We start from the raw sequence: 14,132 nt of genomic DNA, 5'->3' as shown, positions 1-14,132 counted from the left end.
GGGGCTGACGCGCCAGATCGGCTTCTCCGGCTTAGGCTGGCAGCGTGGCTGATGTCATCCGCGTGCCCAATGCGAAGATCGCATTGTCCACCGCCTCGGTATATCCGGAACGTACTCCTGACGCGTTCGAGCTGGCCGCGCGCCTGGGTTATGACGGCGTCGAGATCATGGTCGGCGCCGACCCGGTGAGCCAGGACATCGATGTGATCGAGCGTCTGTCCGACCACTACGAGGTGCCCGTTCTCGCCATTCACGCGCCCTGCCTGCTGGTCACCCAGCGGGTCTGGGGCCGCGACCCGTGGGCGAAGCTGGTCAAGGCCCAGAAGGCGGCCGAGCGGCTGGGCGCCTCGACGGTCGTGGTGCACCCGCCGTTCCGCTGGCAGCGCGACTACGCCCGCGACTTCGAGACCGGGCTCGCCAGGATGCGGGACGAGACCGAGGTCACGTTCGCGGTGGAGAACATGTTCCCGCTGCGGGCCAGGGGCAACGACGTGGTGCCCTACTCGCCCGACTGGAACCCGATCGACTACGACTTCCCGCAGGTCACGCTGGACCTGTCACACACCGCCGTGTCCGGCTCCGACGCCATGGAGATGGCCGTCAAGCTCGGCGACAGGCTGGCGCACCTGCACCTGGCCGACGGCCTCGGGGTGACGAACAAGGACGAGCACCTGGTGCCCGGCAGGGGCAACCAGCCGTGCGCGCAGATGCTGGAGCGGCTGGCGAACACGGGCTACTCGGGCCTGGTGGTGCTCGAGATCAACACCCGCAAGGCGGCCAGCAGGACCGAGCGGATCGACGATCTGGCGGAGGGTCTGGCCTTCGCCAGGCTGCACCTGGCGGCATCCACATGAACACGGGACCGATCAAGGATCTGGGCAGGACGTTCGACCTGGTGGCCGACGCCTACGACGCGGCCAGGCCCGGCTACCCCGACGAGGTCTACCGCGCGCTGACCGAGCTGTCGGGCGTCGAGCTCGACGGCGCCACCACGGTGGACGTGGGCGCGGGCACCGGCATCATGACGCACGCGCTGCGGGCGCGCGGCTCCCACGTGATCGCGGTGGACCCGGGCGAGGCGATGCTGTCCCGCCTCGTCTCCAAGGCCGGCGCCCCGAACGGCACGCGGGTGAGTGCCGTGCTGGCCGACGGCAACGCGCTGCCGCTGGCCGACCAGGTGGCGGACCTGGTGACGTACGCCCAGTCGTGGCACTGGCTGGACCCGGTGGTCTCCATCGCCGAGGCCCGGCGGGTGCTGCGGCCGGAGGGCGCCATCGTGGGCTGCTGGAACCTCAACCACGCGGCGCAGGCCGACTGGCTGGCCGCCTACGAGGCCCGGCTGGCGGAGGAGGTGCCCGCCTACTGGGGGCCGGCGGTCGAGCAGTGGTCGGTGCCGCCGATCGCCTCGTCCTTCGAGGTGATCGAGGAGCGCTGGATCCCCTGGACGCGGCTGATCGGCATCGAGGACTTCCTGCTCGACCTGCGCTCCCACTCGTACATGGCGGCGCTGTCGCCGGACCGCGCGGACGAGGTGGTGGAGCGGCAGCGGGCGGCGTTGCGGGCGGAGTTCCCCGAGGGGCTGCTGTCGGTGCCGATGCGGGTCTACCTGGCGGTGGGTAGGTGACGGACAAGCGCAGGCCCGGGCGCAGGCCGGGGTCGGCCGACACGCGCGGCGAGATCCTCACCGCCGCCAGGAGGGTGTTCGCGGAGAAGGGGTTCGACAAGGCGACGGTGCGCGGCATCGCGCGGGAGGCCCAGGTCGATCCCGCCCTCGTGCACCACTACTTCGACACCAAGGAGGGCATGTTCGCCGCGGCCATGGAGCTGCCGATCAACCCTCAGCAGATCATCCCGGTGCTGCTCGACGGTCCGCGCGAGGAGATCGGGGAGCGGCTGGTCCGGACGATCCTGCGCCTGACCGCCGACGAGAAGACGCGGGCGCCGGTGCTGGCGCTGCTCCGCTCGGCGATGAGCAACGAGCAGGCGGTCGGGATGGTCAGGGAGTTCTTCACCTCGGCCCTGCTCTACCAGGTGGCCGACCGGCTGGAGGTGCCGCAACTGCGGGTGGAGGCGGCTTTCGCGCAGATGCTCGGGATCGTCCTGGCCCGGTACGTGCTCAAGCTGGAGCCGCTGGCGAGCGCCGGGCACGACGAGCTGGTGGAGATCCTGGCGCCGACCATCCAGAGGTACTTCACGGGATAGAGCATTGTTCTGGAGACGGCGATGACCTTAGGGTATGTCGCGTAACCCAGTAAAGTTACTCGTGGGTAGGATTGCTGCTACATGCCTGCGCAGCGGGTGACCGTACGCTGACAGCAACGTCGTCTGTGGGAGGACCCCGTGCTCTGGGTAGCCGTCATCGGGCTCGTCATGACCGTCGCGGCGGTGGCCGTGGCCGGTCGCAGGGTCATGTTCCTGTTCAAGCTCGCCACCGTCGGGCCGCCGGCGCCCGAGCGCATCGAGTACGCCAGGACGCACGTCGGCGACGAGGTCAAGGCGCAACTCGTCGAGGTGTTCGGGCAGAAGAAGCTGCTGAAGTGGACGCCGTCGGGCGTCGCGCACTTCTTCGTCATGTGGGCGTTCTTCATCCTGCTGACCGTCTACATCGAGGCGTACGGCGCGATCATCCAGGGGGCGATCACCGGCACGCCCGACTTCCACATCCCGCTCATCGGGACGTGGGCCGTGCTCGGCCTCCTGCAGGACTTCATCGCGGTGGCGTGCCTGCTCGGCCTGGTCGCCTTCGCGATCATCCGGGTCAAGAACTCCCCGAAGACGCTGGGCCGCGACTCCCGCTTCTCCGGCTCGCACCTCGGCGGCGCCTGGCTCGTCCTGTTCATGATCTTCAACATCATCTGGACGCTCTTCCTGGCCAGGGGTGCGGCGGCGGCCAACGGCAACTTCCCCTACTCCTCCGGCGCGTTCGTCTCGCTCGCGCTCGGCGACGCGCTGCCGCAGAGCGCGCTGCTGGAGGAGATCGCGCTGCTCCTGCACATCGGCTTCATGCTGGTGTTCCTGGTCATCGTGGTGAACTCCAAGCACCTGCACATCTTCACCGCCCCGCTCAACGTGCTCTTCTCGCGCCGCCCCGACGGCCTCGGCGGCGCGCCCGAGATGCGGGTGGACGGCAAGCCGGTCGACTTCGAGGACGAGGACCTCGACCCGGAGCGGCTGGGGCGCGGCAAGATCGGCGACACCACGTGGAAGGGCTTCCTGGACTTCTACTCCTGCACGGAGTGCGGCCGCTGCCAGTCGCAGTGCCCGGCGTGGAACACCGACAAGCCCCTGTCGCCGAAGATGCTCATCCTCGACCAGCGTGACCACGCCTTCAAGGTGGCCCCGTACCTGCTGGCGGCCTCGGCGGGCGTCGAGCACAAGGACACCGACGTGCTGGCGCTGCTGGAGAAGCCGCTCGTCGGCGAGGAAGGCGTCATCCACCCGGACGTGCTGTGGTCCTGCACCAACTGCGGCGCCTGCGTCGAGCAGTGCCCGGTGGACATCGAGCACATCGACCACATCCTCGACATGCGCCGCTACCAGGTGATGGTGGAGTCGTCGTTCCCGTCCGAGGCGGGGGTGATGGTGAAGAACCTGGAGAACAAGGGCAACCCGTGGGGCATGTCCGAGATGAAGCGGGCCGACTGGATCGAGGAGCTCGACTTCGAGGTCGAGGTCGTCGAGGACAAGATGCCCGAGGGCACCGAGTACCTGTTCTGGGTGGGGTGCGCGGGCGCGCTGGAGGACCGGGCCAAGAAGACCACCAAGGCCGTCGCGGAGCTGCTGCACATCGCGGGCGTGAAGTTCGCGGTGCTCGGCCCGATGGAGGCGTGCTCCGGTGACCCGGCCCGGCGGCTCGGCATGGAGTACCTGTTCAACATGCTGGCCCAGCAGAACATCGAGACGCTCAACGAGGCCGGCGTCAAGAACATCGTGGCCACCTGCCCCCACTGCTTCAACACGCTGGCCAACGAGTACCCGCAGCTCGGCGGCACGTACGAGGTCGTGCACCACACGCAGCTGCTGTCGAAGCTGGTGGACGAGGGGCTGCTCACCCCGATCACGCCCATCGAGGAGAAGATCACCTACCACGACCCGTGCTTCCTCGGCCGCCACAACAAGGTCTACTCCCAGCCGCGCGACATCATGTCGAAGGTGCCCGGCGTGCAGACGCAGGAGATGCACCGCCACAAGGACCGCGGCTTCTGCTGCGGCGCCGGTGGCGCGCGCATGTGGATGGAGGAGCGCATCGGCAAGCGCATCAACACCGAGCGCGTGGACGAGGCGCTGACCACCAATCCTGACACGGTCTCCACCGCCTGCCCGTTCTGCATGGTCATGCTGGGCGATGCCATCAACGAGAAGAAGAACAACGGCGAGGCCAAGGAATCGCTGGAAGTCGTGGACGTGGCGCAGCTTCTGATCAAGTCTGTCAAGGGCGCTTCCTGACGGGAGATGTCGGACTCCTCCACACCTGGTGTGGAGGAGTTTCGCCTGTCAACGGGTGTGGTTGGAAGAAATCTGCCATCCACATAACGGGAAAATCACGGTAACCTCAACGTCGCATGGCCTTATTCGACGGGGAGGGGGCTCGTGATGGGCGTCGTCGTCACGGACGCCGAAGTCACCCTGGCCGACGTGCTCTCCCTGCGACTCGCCATCGACGAACCACTGGAGGACGGCACCGAGCTCGTTCTCCGGCATCGCACCACGGGGGTGGAGCGCGACGTGCTGCTCGGCAGTCCAGGCGCGCGGGCGCGCGAGGCCACGCTGGCGGTCTCGCTGGCGCCGCTCGAGCTCAGCGCCGGCCGCTGGGACGCGTACCTGCGTCACGAGGGCAAGCGCAGCCGGCTGCGCAGCGTCGATCCGGGGTTCTCGCTCGACCATCTCGACGCGTACGCATTGTGCAAGCGCACGCTCGCCTACCGGTCCTATCGAACGCGCAACGGTTTCCTCGCGCTGAAGATCTCCGACGCCGAGCCGGTGGCGGAGGTGCGCTCCATCTGGTTCAGGGAGGGCCGCTTCGAGGTGATGGGCCTGCTGGCCTACACCGGCCTGGAGGACGACGACTTCCGCCACGAGGCCGTGCTGACCCTGGAGCGCAGGCAGACGGGCGCCCACCTGAAGGCCACGGCCACGGTGCAGGGCGTGCGCTTCCACGCGGCGGTGTCGCTCGTGGACGTGCTGGCCGCCGACCCCGAGGGCTCCGGCCTGTGGGAGCCGGCGCTGCAGGTGGAGGGCGTGCCCGCGGAGCTGCGGCTCGGCTCGCGGCTCGACGACGTGGACGGCAAGCGCCGCCGGCTGCACTACCCGTCGGCCCGGGTGGACGGCGTGCTGATCAAACCCTGCTACACCGCCGACGACGAGCTGCGGATCGAGGTCGGCGGATGAAGGTCAGCCTGGTCCTCCCCTCCGCGTACGCCATGCGGGGCGACGTGCGCGCCACGCTCAACCTGGCCACCGCGCTGGCCGAGCGGCACGACGTCGAGGTGATCAGCGTCAGGCGGCAGAAGGAGAAGCCGTTCTTCCCGGTCGGCCCCAAGGTGAGCATGCGCAGCGTGGTCGACGTGCGGCCGGGGGTCAGGCACCTGCTCCCGCGCGGGCAGGTGCGTACCGAGGTGGCGTTGTGGCGGGTGCTGCGCAACCTCAGGTCCGACGTGCTGATCACGACCAGGCCCGGGATCGGCGTGCAGGCCGCCAGGCACGCGCCGCGCGACACCATCAAGATCGCCCGCGAGTGGAGCAGGCCGGCCGTGCCCGGGCCCGTGCAGCGCTTCTACCCGCGCCTGAGCGCCGTCGTGACGGCCACGGAGTCGGCGCAGGAGGAGTGGAGCAGGCTCCTCGGCGGCGCGCCCGCCGTGCACAACGTGCTGGACGCGCTGCCGAGCGGCCCCTGGCCGCGCTCCCGCATGGACAACAGGATCGTGGCCGCCGGCGGCCGGTGGGTGCCGGTGAAGGCGTACGACCGGCTGATCAGGTCGTTCGCGATCGTGGCCGACAAGCGGCCCGACTGGCGGCTGCGGTTGTACGGCGGCGGCCCGGAGGAGCGGCGGCTGCGCTCGCTCGTGCGCGACCTCGACCTGCACAACCACGTCTACTTCATGGGCACCACGCCGGACCTGGCGGGCGAGTTCGCCAAGGCGTCGATCGTGGCCACCACCTCGCGCAGCGAGGACCTGGGCATGACCGTGCTGGAGGCCATGGGGTGCGGGGTGCCCGTGGTGGCCTTCGAGGGCGCCCGAGGGCCCAGGGAGTTCGTGGCGACGGGCTACAACGGGGTGCTGGTGCCCGAGTCCGAGGGGGACCTGCAGTTCTTCGCGGCGGCGCTGCTGGCGCTGATCGACGACGAGCGCAGGCGGCGCTCGCTGGCGGCCGGCGCGCTCGACACCGCGGTGCGGCACTCGGCCGACGAGGTGGCCGAGCAGTGGGAGAAGCTCATCACCGACCTTCGCTAGCCCATACTCCTTACGGGTACCGTAGAAGCATGCATGGGTACAGCGGAGACAAGCAGGCATATCTGACGCGCCTGCGGCGAATCGAGGGCCAGATCAGGGGTCTGCAGCGCATGGTCGACGACGATGCCTACTGCATCGACGTGCTCACCCAGGTCTCCGCCGCCACACGGGCCCTGCAGGCGGTCGCGCTGGGGCTGCTGGAGGAGCACATCTCGCACTGCGTGGCCGACGCGATCAACACGGGCGGCCCGGAGGCCGAGGCGAAGGTCAAGGAGGCGTCGGCGGCGATCGCCCGCCTCGTGCGTTCCTAGCGGGGTCTAGCCCTCCGTCGTGAGGGCCTCATCCGTAAGTCGGATGATCCAGCCGTGGATTGACTAGTTATGTGAAACCCCGGGAACTAGGTCCCCGGGGTCTTGGTAATCGAGTTGGTTCTTCAGCGACTCGCCGAAGTCCGCAATCCGAGCGCGTCGTCGAGTTCGTCCAAGGTCAGCCGCCGCTCACTGACTGCCACGGCGGTGAGCACCTCGGCGTAGAGCGCAATCTCGTCCAACGCGACACGGTCGTGGACCCGAGAGTCCAGGTCGTCGTGCCCCACCGCGTCGTCCTTCCTTCCGCAGCCCACACCCTCTACGAGGTTACGGCGCAGGCCCCTTCCGGCGACATGGCCCATCGGAGTCATTCCTTTCTGCACCGCGGGGGCCCCGTCAGGATCATTTCCCGAATCCGAGATCACAATTCAGCGAAATTGCTGTTATCTGTGGGGTTAGAACGATATAGGAGGAGTAAGGGGGAAATAGCGGCATTAGTGGTTTACATGTGCCCTGTGTGGTGGTCGTCCCGTTCGTGGACGATCTTCCGTACGAGTGCCGACTGCCCCGCCAGACCCCGCTCCGGCAGCTTGGCCCCCGTCAGCCGGCCCCACGCCAGCCCCATGGCGTACGCGGCCCCGAGCACCGCCGCCGCGCTCCCCCTGTCAGGCGGCTCCACCTGGAACACCGGTGCTGCCTCGGCCGTGCGTACGGCAAAGCCCTCCGGCTGCGTCGTCTCGGCCGCGGACGTGCCCGTGAGCCCGGCATGGCGCAGCTCCTCGTACGCCATCCGCAACCGGTGATCCAGCCGCCCCGGCAGCGTCCCCTTGGAGTCGGACAGGTCGGCCAGGAGAGAGGCCGCGGCCCGGCGCGGCTCCGGCGTGAACGACAGGGCGTCCACGAGGTCGTAGACGGTGTGGGAGAAATGCGCCTCGGGGTCGTTCTCCACGAGCAGGGCCCGGCACAGGCGGGCGGGGCAGCGCTCCAGCCACTCGCGGCGCATCACCGCGTCGTCGTCGTACGGGTCGCCGAACCCGGGGCGGCGCAGCATGGGCTCCACCATCGTGAGCAGCGCCAACGCCCGCGGCCTGAACCGGGTGTCGAGCAGCAGGATCTGGGCCGTGTCCGCCATCACGGCGGCGAGCCTGAGCGCGGCCCGGGGACGCCCCGCCCGCATCCGCTCGGCCACCAGCCTGACGAGATCGAGCAGGGGCGGCGCCTGCAGCCAGCGCACCCACTCGTCGCCCGGCAGGGGGCGGCGCAGGTACTCGCCGAAGACGGTGATCAGCCGCTCGTTGCCGTCGAAGGCGGGCGCGTACGCGCACCACATGATCGTGCCCCAGGCGGCGGCCACCGTGCTCGGCACGTCTGTGGCGAAGATCTCGTCGAAGGACGACAGCGGGTAGTCCAGCTCGGACTTGCGCCCGCAGCCGCGTACCAGCACCCTGAGCTGCTCCGTGAGGCGCTCTGGCACGTCCGGGCCGATGAACGACTGGGTGGAGCCGGGCTCGGCGTGGAAGTCGTGGCCGGGCGGCACCACGGCGTCCGGCAGGACCGCCGCGGCGTGCGTCACCCGGCGCACCCGCGTGCCGCGCGGCGGCGGGGCCGGGTGCCAGCGGCCGTCGGCGGGGTCGTGCAGGTGCCAGCGCGCGTGCGCGCCGAACAGCCACCGGTCGCCATCGGGGGTCACCAGGATCCTGGCCGCCAGCACGTGAGCGCGATCGGGCACGGAAAGCCCTCGCCAGCGCGGGTCCGCGACCATCGCGCGGACCTCCGCCTCCGTGGCGGTGAACGCATCCCAGGGTGGCACGGCGGTCATCGTACTGGGGGTACTCGGATCATCCATCGGCATTTCACGGCAGAATGGCCGCTATGAGGGCGAAGGTAGCAGGGACGTTGGTGGTCGTTGGCGTGCTCTCCGGTTGCGGTACGACGACGGCGGCGCAGCCGACACCCACCGGACCGGGCATTCTCACGCTACAGAACGCCACTCCGCCCGCTCCCGGCGGGGAGGTGGGCGAGGCCTCCACCGAGTTCGACGACGCGGCCGACCTGAAGGTGTGGACCAAGCTCAGCGAGACCGAGAAGGACATCGACCGGCTCGCCAAGTTCGACGTGAACAAGACCGTGAAGGGCGCGATGTACCTGGAGCCCAACGTCTCGGCCTGGTTCGACGGCTTCCGCGGGCCCTTCGTGTACCAGGAGCTCGCCGGCGACATCGTCATGCACGCCCGGGTCAAGGTCGAGGGCAGGAGCGGCGGCCAGCCCAAGCGGAAGTTCTCGCTCGGGGGTCTCATGGCCCGCCAGCCCGGCTCGTACGCCAAGCCCAACTGGGTCTCGGTCACCACCGGCACCGCTGAGAAGAGCGGCCAGGTCGAGGCCAAGCTCACCCAGGACGGCAGCTCCAAGCCCAAGGAGGTCGGCGTCAGGAGCGGCTGGGTGGACCTCGCGCTGGCCAGGGTCGGCCGGGTCTTCGTCGCGCTGTACAAGGAGGACAAGGGCACGTGGAAGGTGGCCCAGCGCTGGCCGTCCACCCTGCCCGACGTGCTCCAGTGGGGCGTGACGGCCTACACCGACTGGGACAGCTACAGCACGCTCAAGAAGGACGCGGCCAAGGGCAACGCCAAGCAGGTCAAGGGCACGCCCGACCTCAAGCTCACGGTCGACTTCGTCCGTTTCCTGAGGCCGGAGCTGCCTGACTACGCCGACCCGCTCAACACGGCGTCGGTGTCGGACGAGGTCCTGATCAAAGCGATGACGCCTGCCGGTGCCTGAGTGCCTTGGCCATGTAGTTGTCGGGCGTGCGGGCGAAGGAGTCGCGATCGTCGTCGGTGAGCTCACGTACGATCTTGCCGGGCACGCCCGCGACCAGCACGCCCGCCGGGATCTTCTTGCCGGGGCCCACGAGGGCTCCGGCCGCCACCAGCGTGCCCGCGCCGATGCTGGCGCCGCCCAGCACGATCGCCCCGATGCCGATCAGCGCGCCGGACTCCACGTGGGCGCCGTGGACCATGGCCTTGTGACCCAGGCTGACGCGGTCCTCCAGGATCGCGGGCTCGCCCGGGTCGGAGTGCAGGCACGACAGGTCCTGCACGTTGCACTCCGCGCCGATCTCGATCCGTTCGTCGTCCCCACGGAGGACGGAGCCGTACCAGATGCTGGACGCCCGGCCCACGCGTACGTTGCCGACCACGACCGCACCAGGCGCTATGTACGCTTCAGGGTGTATGTCCGGGACTGCTCCGTTGTCCAACGCTGCTATGTACATTCGAGACATCGTAATTCCAGCTCTGGGTATGGCGTTCGGGTTGCGGACGTGGGCAGATGGCAGGAAAGTCGTTTCCTGACGTCCCGTTGCCAGACCCTCACAACCCGCTAGTTTTCCCCCGCCTCACGACGAAACCCCCAGGTAATCGCCATGATGAACCAGCACGAGAGCATTCCCGATCTGATGCAAGAGGACACCTTCGAGGTCGTGATGCGCGGCTACAACCGCCGCCAGGTCCACGACTACATCATCCGCACCCGTAACCAGATAAGGGATCTGGAGGAGCGGCTGGCACGGGCCATCGAGCAGGCGGAGCAGGGCCGCATCGAGCTGGCCGAGGCCAGGCGGCGCATGGTCGAGACGCCGCAGAGCTACGAGGACCTCAGCCCCAGGCTCGCGCAGATCCTCAGGCTCGGCGAGGAGGAGGCCGCGGCCAAGCGCGAGGACGCGGAGGCCGAGGCCGCCAGCGTGCGCGACGCGGCCAAGTCCGAGGCCGAACGGCTCGTCACCACCTCCCGCGAGACCGCCGACAAGATCCTCACCTCCGCCCAGGCCGAGGCCGAGCGGCGGGTGAGCGAGGCCACCCAGGCGGCCGAGCGCATGCTGGCCCAGGCGGGCAGCGACGCGGAGGAGCAGCTCACCTCCGCCCGCACCGAGGCCGAGGAGACGCTGCAGGAGGCCAGGGCCGAGGCCGAGCGCACGGTCACCATGGCCAGGGCCGAGTCCGAGCAGCTCATGCAGTCCGCCAACGCGCAGGCCGAGCAGGTGCTGTCCGGGGCGCACCAGGAGGCCGAGAACATGCTGGCCACCGCCCACCAGCGGGCCACGGCACTGGACGAGCAGGCCGGGCGGCGGGTGGAGTACCTGAGCAACACGCACACGGAGGTCGTGCGGCGGCTGACGGAGATCAGCTCGGTGCTGGGTGACCTCATGCGTGCCGAGGCGAACGCGGGGTCGCTGGTGCCCGAGGCCATCGCGCCGCCGGCCCAGCCTGCTCAGCCTGCTCAGCCTGCCCAGCCCGTCCAGCCCGCCCAGCCCGAGCCGCAGAACGGCGAGGACGACCCCGAGCAGACCGTGCGGGTGATCGTCAAGGACGACGACCCGGAGCAGCGGGAGGGTGTCATCTCCGACGACACGGACGTGAACATCGGCCGGCTGTCGGAGTCGCGCAAGTAACGGCTCAGCCCCTGGCCGGCAGGTAGGCCGTCCGTAACATCCGCGGCCGAGGTCACCGCCACCGAGGTGACCTCGGCCATCAGGCCGGAGCCCGGGCGATCGCGACCGCCGCTCGAACAGCATGCCCACACCCTGGGGGTGGGGAGCGGAAGCCCCCGCCCCCGATCGGGTCGGGGACTTCCGCGTTCGTGGCCCCTCCTGAATCTTGGAGGCCCGGTGCCGGGGCCGCCGAGACGCTGGACCCGGCACCGGGCTGCTCGTGGACGCGGGCCGCGGAACGCTCCACGACCTGCGTCAAGGTGGTGCGGGGCCGGCTCGCCACGTGTGCTGCTCGCCGGCCCGCCTTTCCTGGTCCCGGAGCCGGTCGCGCAGGCCGTCCGGGTCGTCCGCGTCGATGGTCATCGCACATCCGGCATCGCGCTGCGCCGCGCTCAGCGGATGGTGTCTCGTGGCCCACCAGCGGCCCGCATCGCTCCGCCAGATGGTCCACTGGGGGTACTCCCGGGCGATCTCGGCGAGATGCCGATCAAAGGACATCGCTGTCCGCCTTTCCCGGGTCCCCAGGCGAGGTTCCATCTCCTTAGAAGATGCGGCACTTCTCTAGAGAGCACAATGATCGTCAGGGACAGGTCAACCTATCGCTTGACAGATCGGCTTGATTCAAGCGTCGAAGTCGTACTGAAGTACGTACGCCGCCGAATCCAGCACCATCTCGTTGACCTCGACCGGCAGCCCGCCCGACGTGTACGCCGTACGCGCGATCACGATGACGGGCGTGCCCGCGGGCAGGTCGAGCAGCGTGGTCTCGCGCGGGCTGGGCATGCGGGCCCGTACCTCCTCGGTGAAGTGGGCGGGGGGCAGGCCCAGATCGCTGAGCCTGGCGTAGACGCCGCCGGGGCCAGTGTCCGGGAGGGTGATCGCGCTGCCCTCCACCTGCCGGGCGGGGAAGTAGGAGGTGGCCAGTTGCACGGGCCTGGTGTCGACCGAGTAGCGGCGCCGGCGTACCCAGACCTCGCCGCTCTCGAGCACGGCGGCCACATCCTCGGTGGCTCGCTCCAACGTCACCTCTAACGCGTCGACGGTGAAGGGGCGGCCACGCGTGTCCGCGTCCCAGATGGCTCGTCCCTGGCCCCACTGCTCTCGTGACAGGCGGCGTGAGCCGTGCCTGCGTATCGGTTTGAACAGCCGCACGTAAACCCCCGAGCCTCGTCTGGGCACCGCCAGCCCTTCGTTGATCAGTACGGCAAGCGCCTGCCTGGCGGTGGCTCGTGCGATTGCGTATTCGGCCATAAGCGCGTTCTCGCCCGGTAGTCGGTCCCCGTCGCGCAGTTCGCCGGACAGAATCCGGGCGCGGAGACCGTCGGCGATGCGTCGATAGATAGGGGGCTCGTGGGGTACCGGGGATTCAGACAACTTTGATCACCCTCTGTCACCAACCAGGTTGTGGCGTCTCCAGAGAACTTGCCCCGTCTTGTCCACGATCGCACAGAAGCAGGCCATGGTCGTGGGCTGATTTTGAGAGGATCGTGCCCGAGTGGTGAATTCCGCGATGTTTTAGCTGGCCGTAATCATGGAACGAGCCCGGCCGGTATCCGACCGGGCCCACCAGCGGCGAGTAACCAAAGCGAAGATCGCCGCACCCGTCGCATTGAGGATGACGTCGTCCACGGAGGACAGACGCCCCAGACGGAACACGTACTGGAGGGCCTCGACCAGGACCGAAAATGCCGCCGCGACCGCCGCAACGCGGCCGAGTGAGGACATCGCGTGGCTGCGTACCGGCAGCAGCGCGCCCAGCGCCGCGAATACCAGCAAGTTGCCTCCGACCTGCACCAACACCGCTTCCCGCGGTGCCTCGGCCAGGTCCGCGAGGTCGGTGAACGGCACGAGGTTCACCCCCGAGGGGCCGGCCGACGGGGTCAGGATCATCCATGTCCACGGCGCCGTCCCGAGCGGGATGCCGACGTCGGCGAGGGAGGCGCGCAGGGGCGCGGGATGGCCGGCGCGGGCGCGGTGACGGGAGAGAAGCATGATTGCTAGCAAGCCCAAGGGGAGTGCAAAGGTACCAGCAATAATGACGTTTCCCCACAATTCCCACGTCCGCGCCATTCGCCCAGCATGGCGGTTGATCTAGGGATACCGGAAGCTGTCCAATCGGACAGGTCTCACCGGGCCGGCAGATGCTCGTTCAGGAACGCGATCGCCACCTCCCAGGCACGCGCCGCGGGCTCCGGCTGGTGGAACATCGGCGACTCGCTGTTGTGGAAGGCGTGCCCGGCCTCCTCCTCGACGTGCATGACCACGTTCGGCCGGCCCTCGGCGGCCTTCTCCACGGCGGCCACCCGCTCGCGCGGGATGTACGGATCGCTGCCCCCGAACACCAGCAGCAGCGGCGACTGGATGCGCTCCATCAGCCCGGTCGCGTCGGGCACGGCCGAACCGTAGAAGGACAGCACAGCGGCCAGCTCGACCTGGGTGGCGAGCATGTAGTCCACCGAGCCGCCCAGGCAGAAGCCGAGCGCTGCGACGCCGCCGCTCACCTCCGGCATGGCGCTCAGGTGGGCCACCGTGAGCGCGCAGTCGGACACGCCGTGCGCGATGTCGAAGCCCTGGGACAGCTCGATCGCGGCCTGCGTGCCCTCGGGCGTGTGCTCGCCGCGCCAGTGCGGCTGCAAGCGCCAGAACAGATCGGGCGCGGCCACCACGTAGCCGCGGGAGGCCAGGTCGACGGCGACCTTCTCGATGTACGGTCCCACGCCGTAGATCTCCTGGACCAGGAGGATGCCGGGGCCCGAGCCGGAGTCGGGCAGCCACACGTGGACGTCGAAGGTGCCGTCGTGGGCGGCGATGTGATCTGTACGGGTCTGCATGTCCACCAGCATCGCTCATGGCGCGCGCCGCGTTCGGGCGAGACGATGCGATCGGAGG

16 protein-coding genes are annotated in these 14,132 nt (G+C 69.2%); 9 read left to right on the top strand and 7 right to left on the bottom strand.

What is annotated here, in order from left to right; genetic code table 11:
- Nucleotides 1-44 precede the first annotated feature (44 nt).
- The 7 genes from ACBJ32_RS35840 to ACBJ32_RS35810 all read left to right on the top strand — a co-directional run bounded on the left by ACBJ32_RS35840 (nucleotide 45) and on the right by ACBJ32_RS35810 (nucleotide 6,763).
- The gene (locus ACBJ32_RS35840; RefSeq protein WP_375130522.1) at nucleotides 45-854 is read left to right on the top strand and encodes a sugar phosphate isomerase/epimerase family protein; all 810 of its coding nucleotides are present in this window, start codon (nucleotides 45-47) and stop codon (nucleotides 852-854) included.
- On the top strand, nucleotides 851-1,624 hold the full coding sequence (locus ACBJ32_RS35835; protein WP_375130521.1) for a class I SAM-dependent methyltransferase: 774 nt from the start codon (nucleotides 851-853) through the stop codon (nucleotides 1,622-1,624). Before ACBJ32_RS35840 ends, ACBJ32_RS35835 begins: the two co-directional genes overlap by 4 nt.
- Nucleotides 1,621-2,202, top strand: coding sequence for a TetR family transcriptional regulator (locus tag ACBJ32_RS35830; protein WP_375130520.1), 582 nt, complete (start codon nucleotides 1,621-1,623; stop codon nucleotides 2,200-2,202). Before ACBJ32_RS35835 ends, ACBJ32_RS35830 begins: the two co-directional genes overlap by 4 nt.
- 138 nt (nucleotides 2,203-2,340) lie before the next feature.
- Nucleotides 2,341-4,446: a (Fe-S)-binding protein gene (locus tag ACBJ32_RS35825; RefSeq protein ID WP_375130519.1), complete on the top strand. Its 2,106-nt coding sequence runs from the start codon at nucleotides 2,341-2,343 to the stop codon at nucleotides 4,444-4,446.
- 147 nt (nucleotides 4,447-4,593) lie between these two features.
- Nucleotides 4,594-5,388: a hypothetical protein gene (locus tag ACBJ32_RS35820; protein WP_357882695.1), complete on the top strand. Its 795-nt coding sequence runs from the start codon at nucleotides 4,594-4,596 to the stop codon at nucleotides 5,386-5,388.
- On the top strand, nucleotides 5,385-6,452 hold the full coding sequence (locus ACBJ32_RS35815; protein WP_375130518.1) for a glycosyltransferase: 1,068 nt from the start codon (nucleotides 5,385-5,387) through the stop codon (nucleotides 6,450-6,452). The genes ACBJ32_RS35820 and ACBJ32_RS35815 overlap by 4 nt, the downstream gene beginning before the upstream one ends.
- 29 nt (nucleotides 6,453-6,481) lie before the next feature.
- Complete coding sequence (locus ACBJ32_RS35810; RefSeq protein ID WP_080044376.1) at nucleotides 6,482-6,763, top strand: metal-sensitive transcriptional regulator; 282 nt, start codon at nucleotides 6,482-6,484, stop codon at nucleotides 6,761-6,763.
- 122 nt (nucleotides 6,764-6,885) lie between these two features.
- On the opposite strand, the gene ACBJ32_RS35805 is transcribed toward ACBJ32_RS35810, so the two are convergent.
- Both ACBJ32_RS35805 and ACBJ32_RS35800 read right to left on the bottom strand, forming a co-directional pair.
- Nucleotides 6,886-7,122: a hypothetical protein gene (locus ACBJ32_RS35805; RefSeq protein ID WP_375130517.1), complete on the bottom strand. Its 237-nt coding sequence runs from the start codon at nucleotides 7,120-7,122 to the stop codon at nucleotides 6,886-6,888.
- A 140-nt stretch (nucleotides 7,123-7,262) separates the two neighbouring features.
- Nucleotides 7,263-8,579 carry a hypothetical protein gene (locus ACBJ32_RS35800; RefSeq protein WP_375130516.1) on the bottom strand — a complete coding sequence of 439 codons (1,317 nt, stop codon included), beginning with the start codon at nucleotides 8,577-8,579 and terminating at the stop codon, nucleotides 7,263-7,265.
- A gap of 53 nt (nucleotides 8,580-8,632) precedes the next feature.
- On the opposite strand from ACBJ32_RS35800, the gene ACBJ32_RS35795 reads away from it, so the two are divergent.
- Entirely contained in the window at nucleotides 8,633-9,535 is a 903-nt protein-coding gene (locus tag ACBJ32_RS35795) for a hypothetical protein (protein WP_375130515.1), read from the top strand.
- Here ACBJ32_RS35795 and ACBJ32_RS35790 read toward each other — a convergent pair.
- Nucleotides 9,507-10,028 carry a gamma carbonic anhydrase family protein gene (locus ACBJ32_RS35790; protein ID WP_375130514.1) on the bottom strand — a complete coding sequence of 174 codons (522 nt, stop codon included), beginning with the start codon at nucleotides 10,026-10,028 and terminating at the stop codon, nucleotides 9,507-9,509. The genes ACBJ32_RS35795 and ACBJ32_RS35790 overlap by 29 nt on opposite strands.
- Before the next feature lie 150 nt (nucleotides 10,029-10,178).
- On the opposite strand from ACBJ32_RS35790, the gene ACBJ32_RS35785 reads away from it, so the two are divergent.
- Complete coding sequence (locus ACBJ32_RS35785; RefSeq protein WP_375130513.1) at nucleotides 10,179-11,204, top strand: hypothetical protein; 1,026 nt, start codon at nucleotides 10,179-10,181, stop codon at nucleotides 11,202-11,204.
- 294 nt (nucleotides 11,205-11,498) lie between these two features.
- Here the strand turns inward: ACBJ32_RS35785 and ACBJ32_RS35780 are convergent, their stop codons facing one another.
- The 4 genes from ACBJ32_RS35780 to ACBJ32_RS35765 form a co-directional block, all read right to left on the bottom strand.
- The gene (locus tag ACBJ32_RS35780; RefSeq protein ID WP_253755240.1) at nucleotides 11,499-11,741 is read right to left on the bottom strand and encodes a hypothetical protein; all 243 of its coding nucleotides are present in this window, start codon (nucleotides 11,739-11,741) and stop codon (nucleotides 11,499-11,501) included.
- Nucleotides 11,742-11,864: 123 nt separating this feature from the next.
- Entirely contained in the window at nucleotides 11,865-12,617 is a 753-nt protein-coding gene (locus tag ACBJ32_RS35775; protein WP_357882598.1) for a GntR family transcriptional regulator, read from the bottom strand.
- A 141-nt stretch (nucleotides 12,618-12,758) separates the two neighbouring features.
- A complete protein-coding gene (locus ACBJ32_RS35770) occupies nucleotides 12,759-13,313 on the bottom strand; it encodes a VanZ family protein (protein WP_375130512.1) in 555 nt (184 codons plus the stop codon).
- A 56-nt stretch (nucleotides 13,314-13,369) separates the two neighbouring features.
- Complete coding sequence (locus tag ACBJ32_RS35765) at nucleotides 13,370-14,074, bottom strand: dienelactone hydrolase family protein (protein WP_375130511.1); 705 nt, start codon at nucleotides 14,072-14,074, stop codon at nucleotides 13,370-13,372.
- Nucleotides 14,075-14,132: the final 58 nt, after the last annotated feature.

Source organism: Nonomuraea sp. GTA35, from assembly GCF_041950525.1.
Taxonomy (GTDB): Bacteria; Actinomycetota; Actinomycetes; order Streptosporangiales; family Streptosporangiaceae; genus Nonomuraea.
The sequence above is the reverse complement of the archived record's forward strand: the minus strand, read 5'-3'. Positions and strand labels throughout refer to the sequence as shown.

What these genes read in the sequence shown, in the direction of transcription:
- ACBJ32_RS35785 (WP_375130513.1), top strand. Translation starts at nt 10,179, where the DNA reads ATGATGAACCAGCACGAGAGCATTCCCGATCTGATGCAAGAGGACACC.
- ACBJ32_RS35810 (WP_080044376.1), top strand. Translation starts at nt 6,482, where the DNA reads ATGCATGGGTACAGCGGAGACAAGCAGGCATATCTGACGCGCCTGCGG.
- ACBJ32_RS35765 (WP_375130511.1), bottom strand. Translation starts at nt 14,074, where the DNA reads ATGCAGACCCGTACAGATCACATCGCCGCCCACGACGGCACCTTCGAC.
- ACBJ32_RS35835 (WP_375130521.1), top strand. Translation starts at nt 851, where the DNA reads ATGAACACGGGACCGATCAAGGATCTGGGCAGGACGTTCGACCTGGTG.
- ACBJ32_RS35815 (WP_375130518.1), top strand. Translation starts at nt 5,385, where the DNA reads ATGAAGGTCAGCCTGGTCCTCCCCTCCGCGTACGCCATGCGGGGCGAC.
- ACBJ32_RS35780 (WP_253755240.1), bottom strand. Translation starts at nt 11,741, where the DNA reads ATGTCCTTTGATCGGCATCTCGCCGAGATCGCCCGGGAGTACCCCCAG.
- ACBJ32_RS35790 (WP_375130514.1), bottom strand. Translation starts at nt 10,028, where the DNA reads ATGTACATAGCAGCGTTGGACAACGGAGCAGTCCCGGACATACACCCT.
- ACBJ32_RS35770 (WP_375130512.1), bottom strand. Translation starts at nt 13,313, where the DNA reads ATGGCGCGGACGTGGGAATTGTGGGGAAACGTCATTATTGCTGGTACC.
- ACBJ32_RS35820 (WP_357882695.1), top strand. Translation starts at nt 4,594, where the DNA reads ATGGGCGTCGTCGTCACGGACGCCGAAGTCACCCTGGCCGACGTGCTC.
- ACBJ32_RS35800 (WP_375130516.1), bottom strand. Translation starts at nt 8,579, where the DNA reads ATGACCGCCGTGCCACCCTGGGATGCGTTCACCGCCACGGAGGCGGAG.
- ACBJ32_RS35795 (WP_375130515.1), top strand. Translation starts at nt 8,633, where the DNA reads ATGAGGGCGAAGGTAGCAGGGACGTTGGTGGTCGTTGGCGTGCTCTCC.
- ACBJ32_RS35805 (WP_375130517.1), bottom strand. Translation starts at nt 7,122, where the DNA reads ATGGGCCATGTCGCCGGAAGGGGCCTGCGCCGTAACCTCGTAGAGGGT.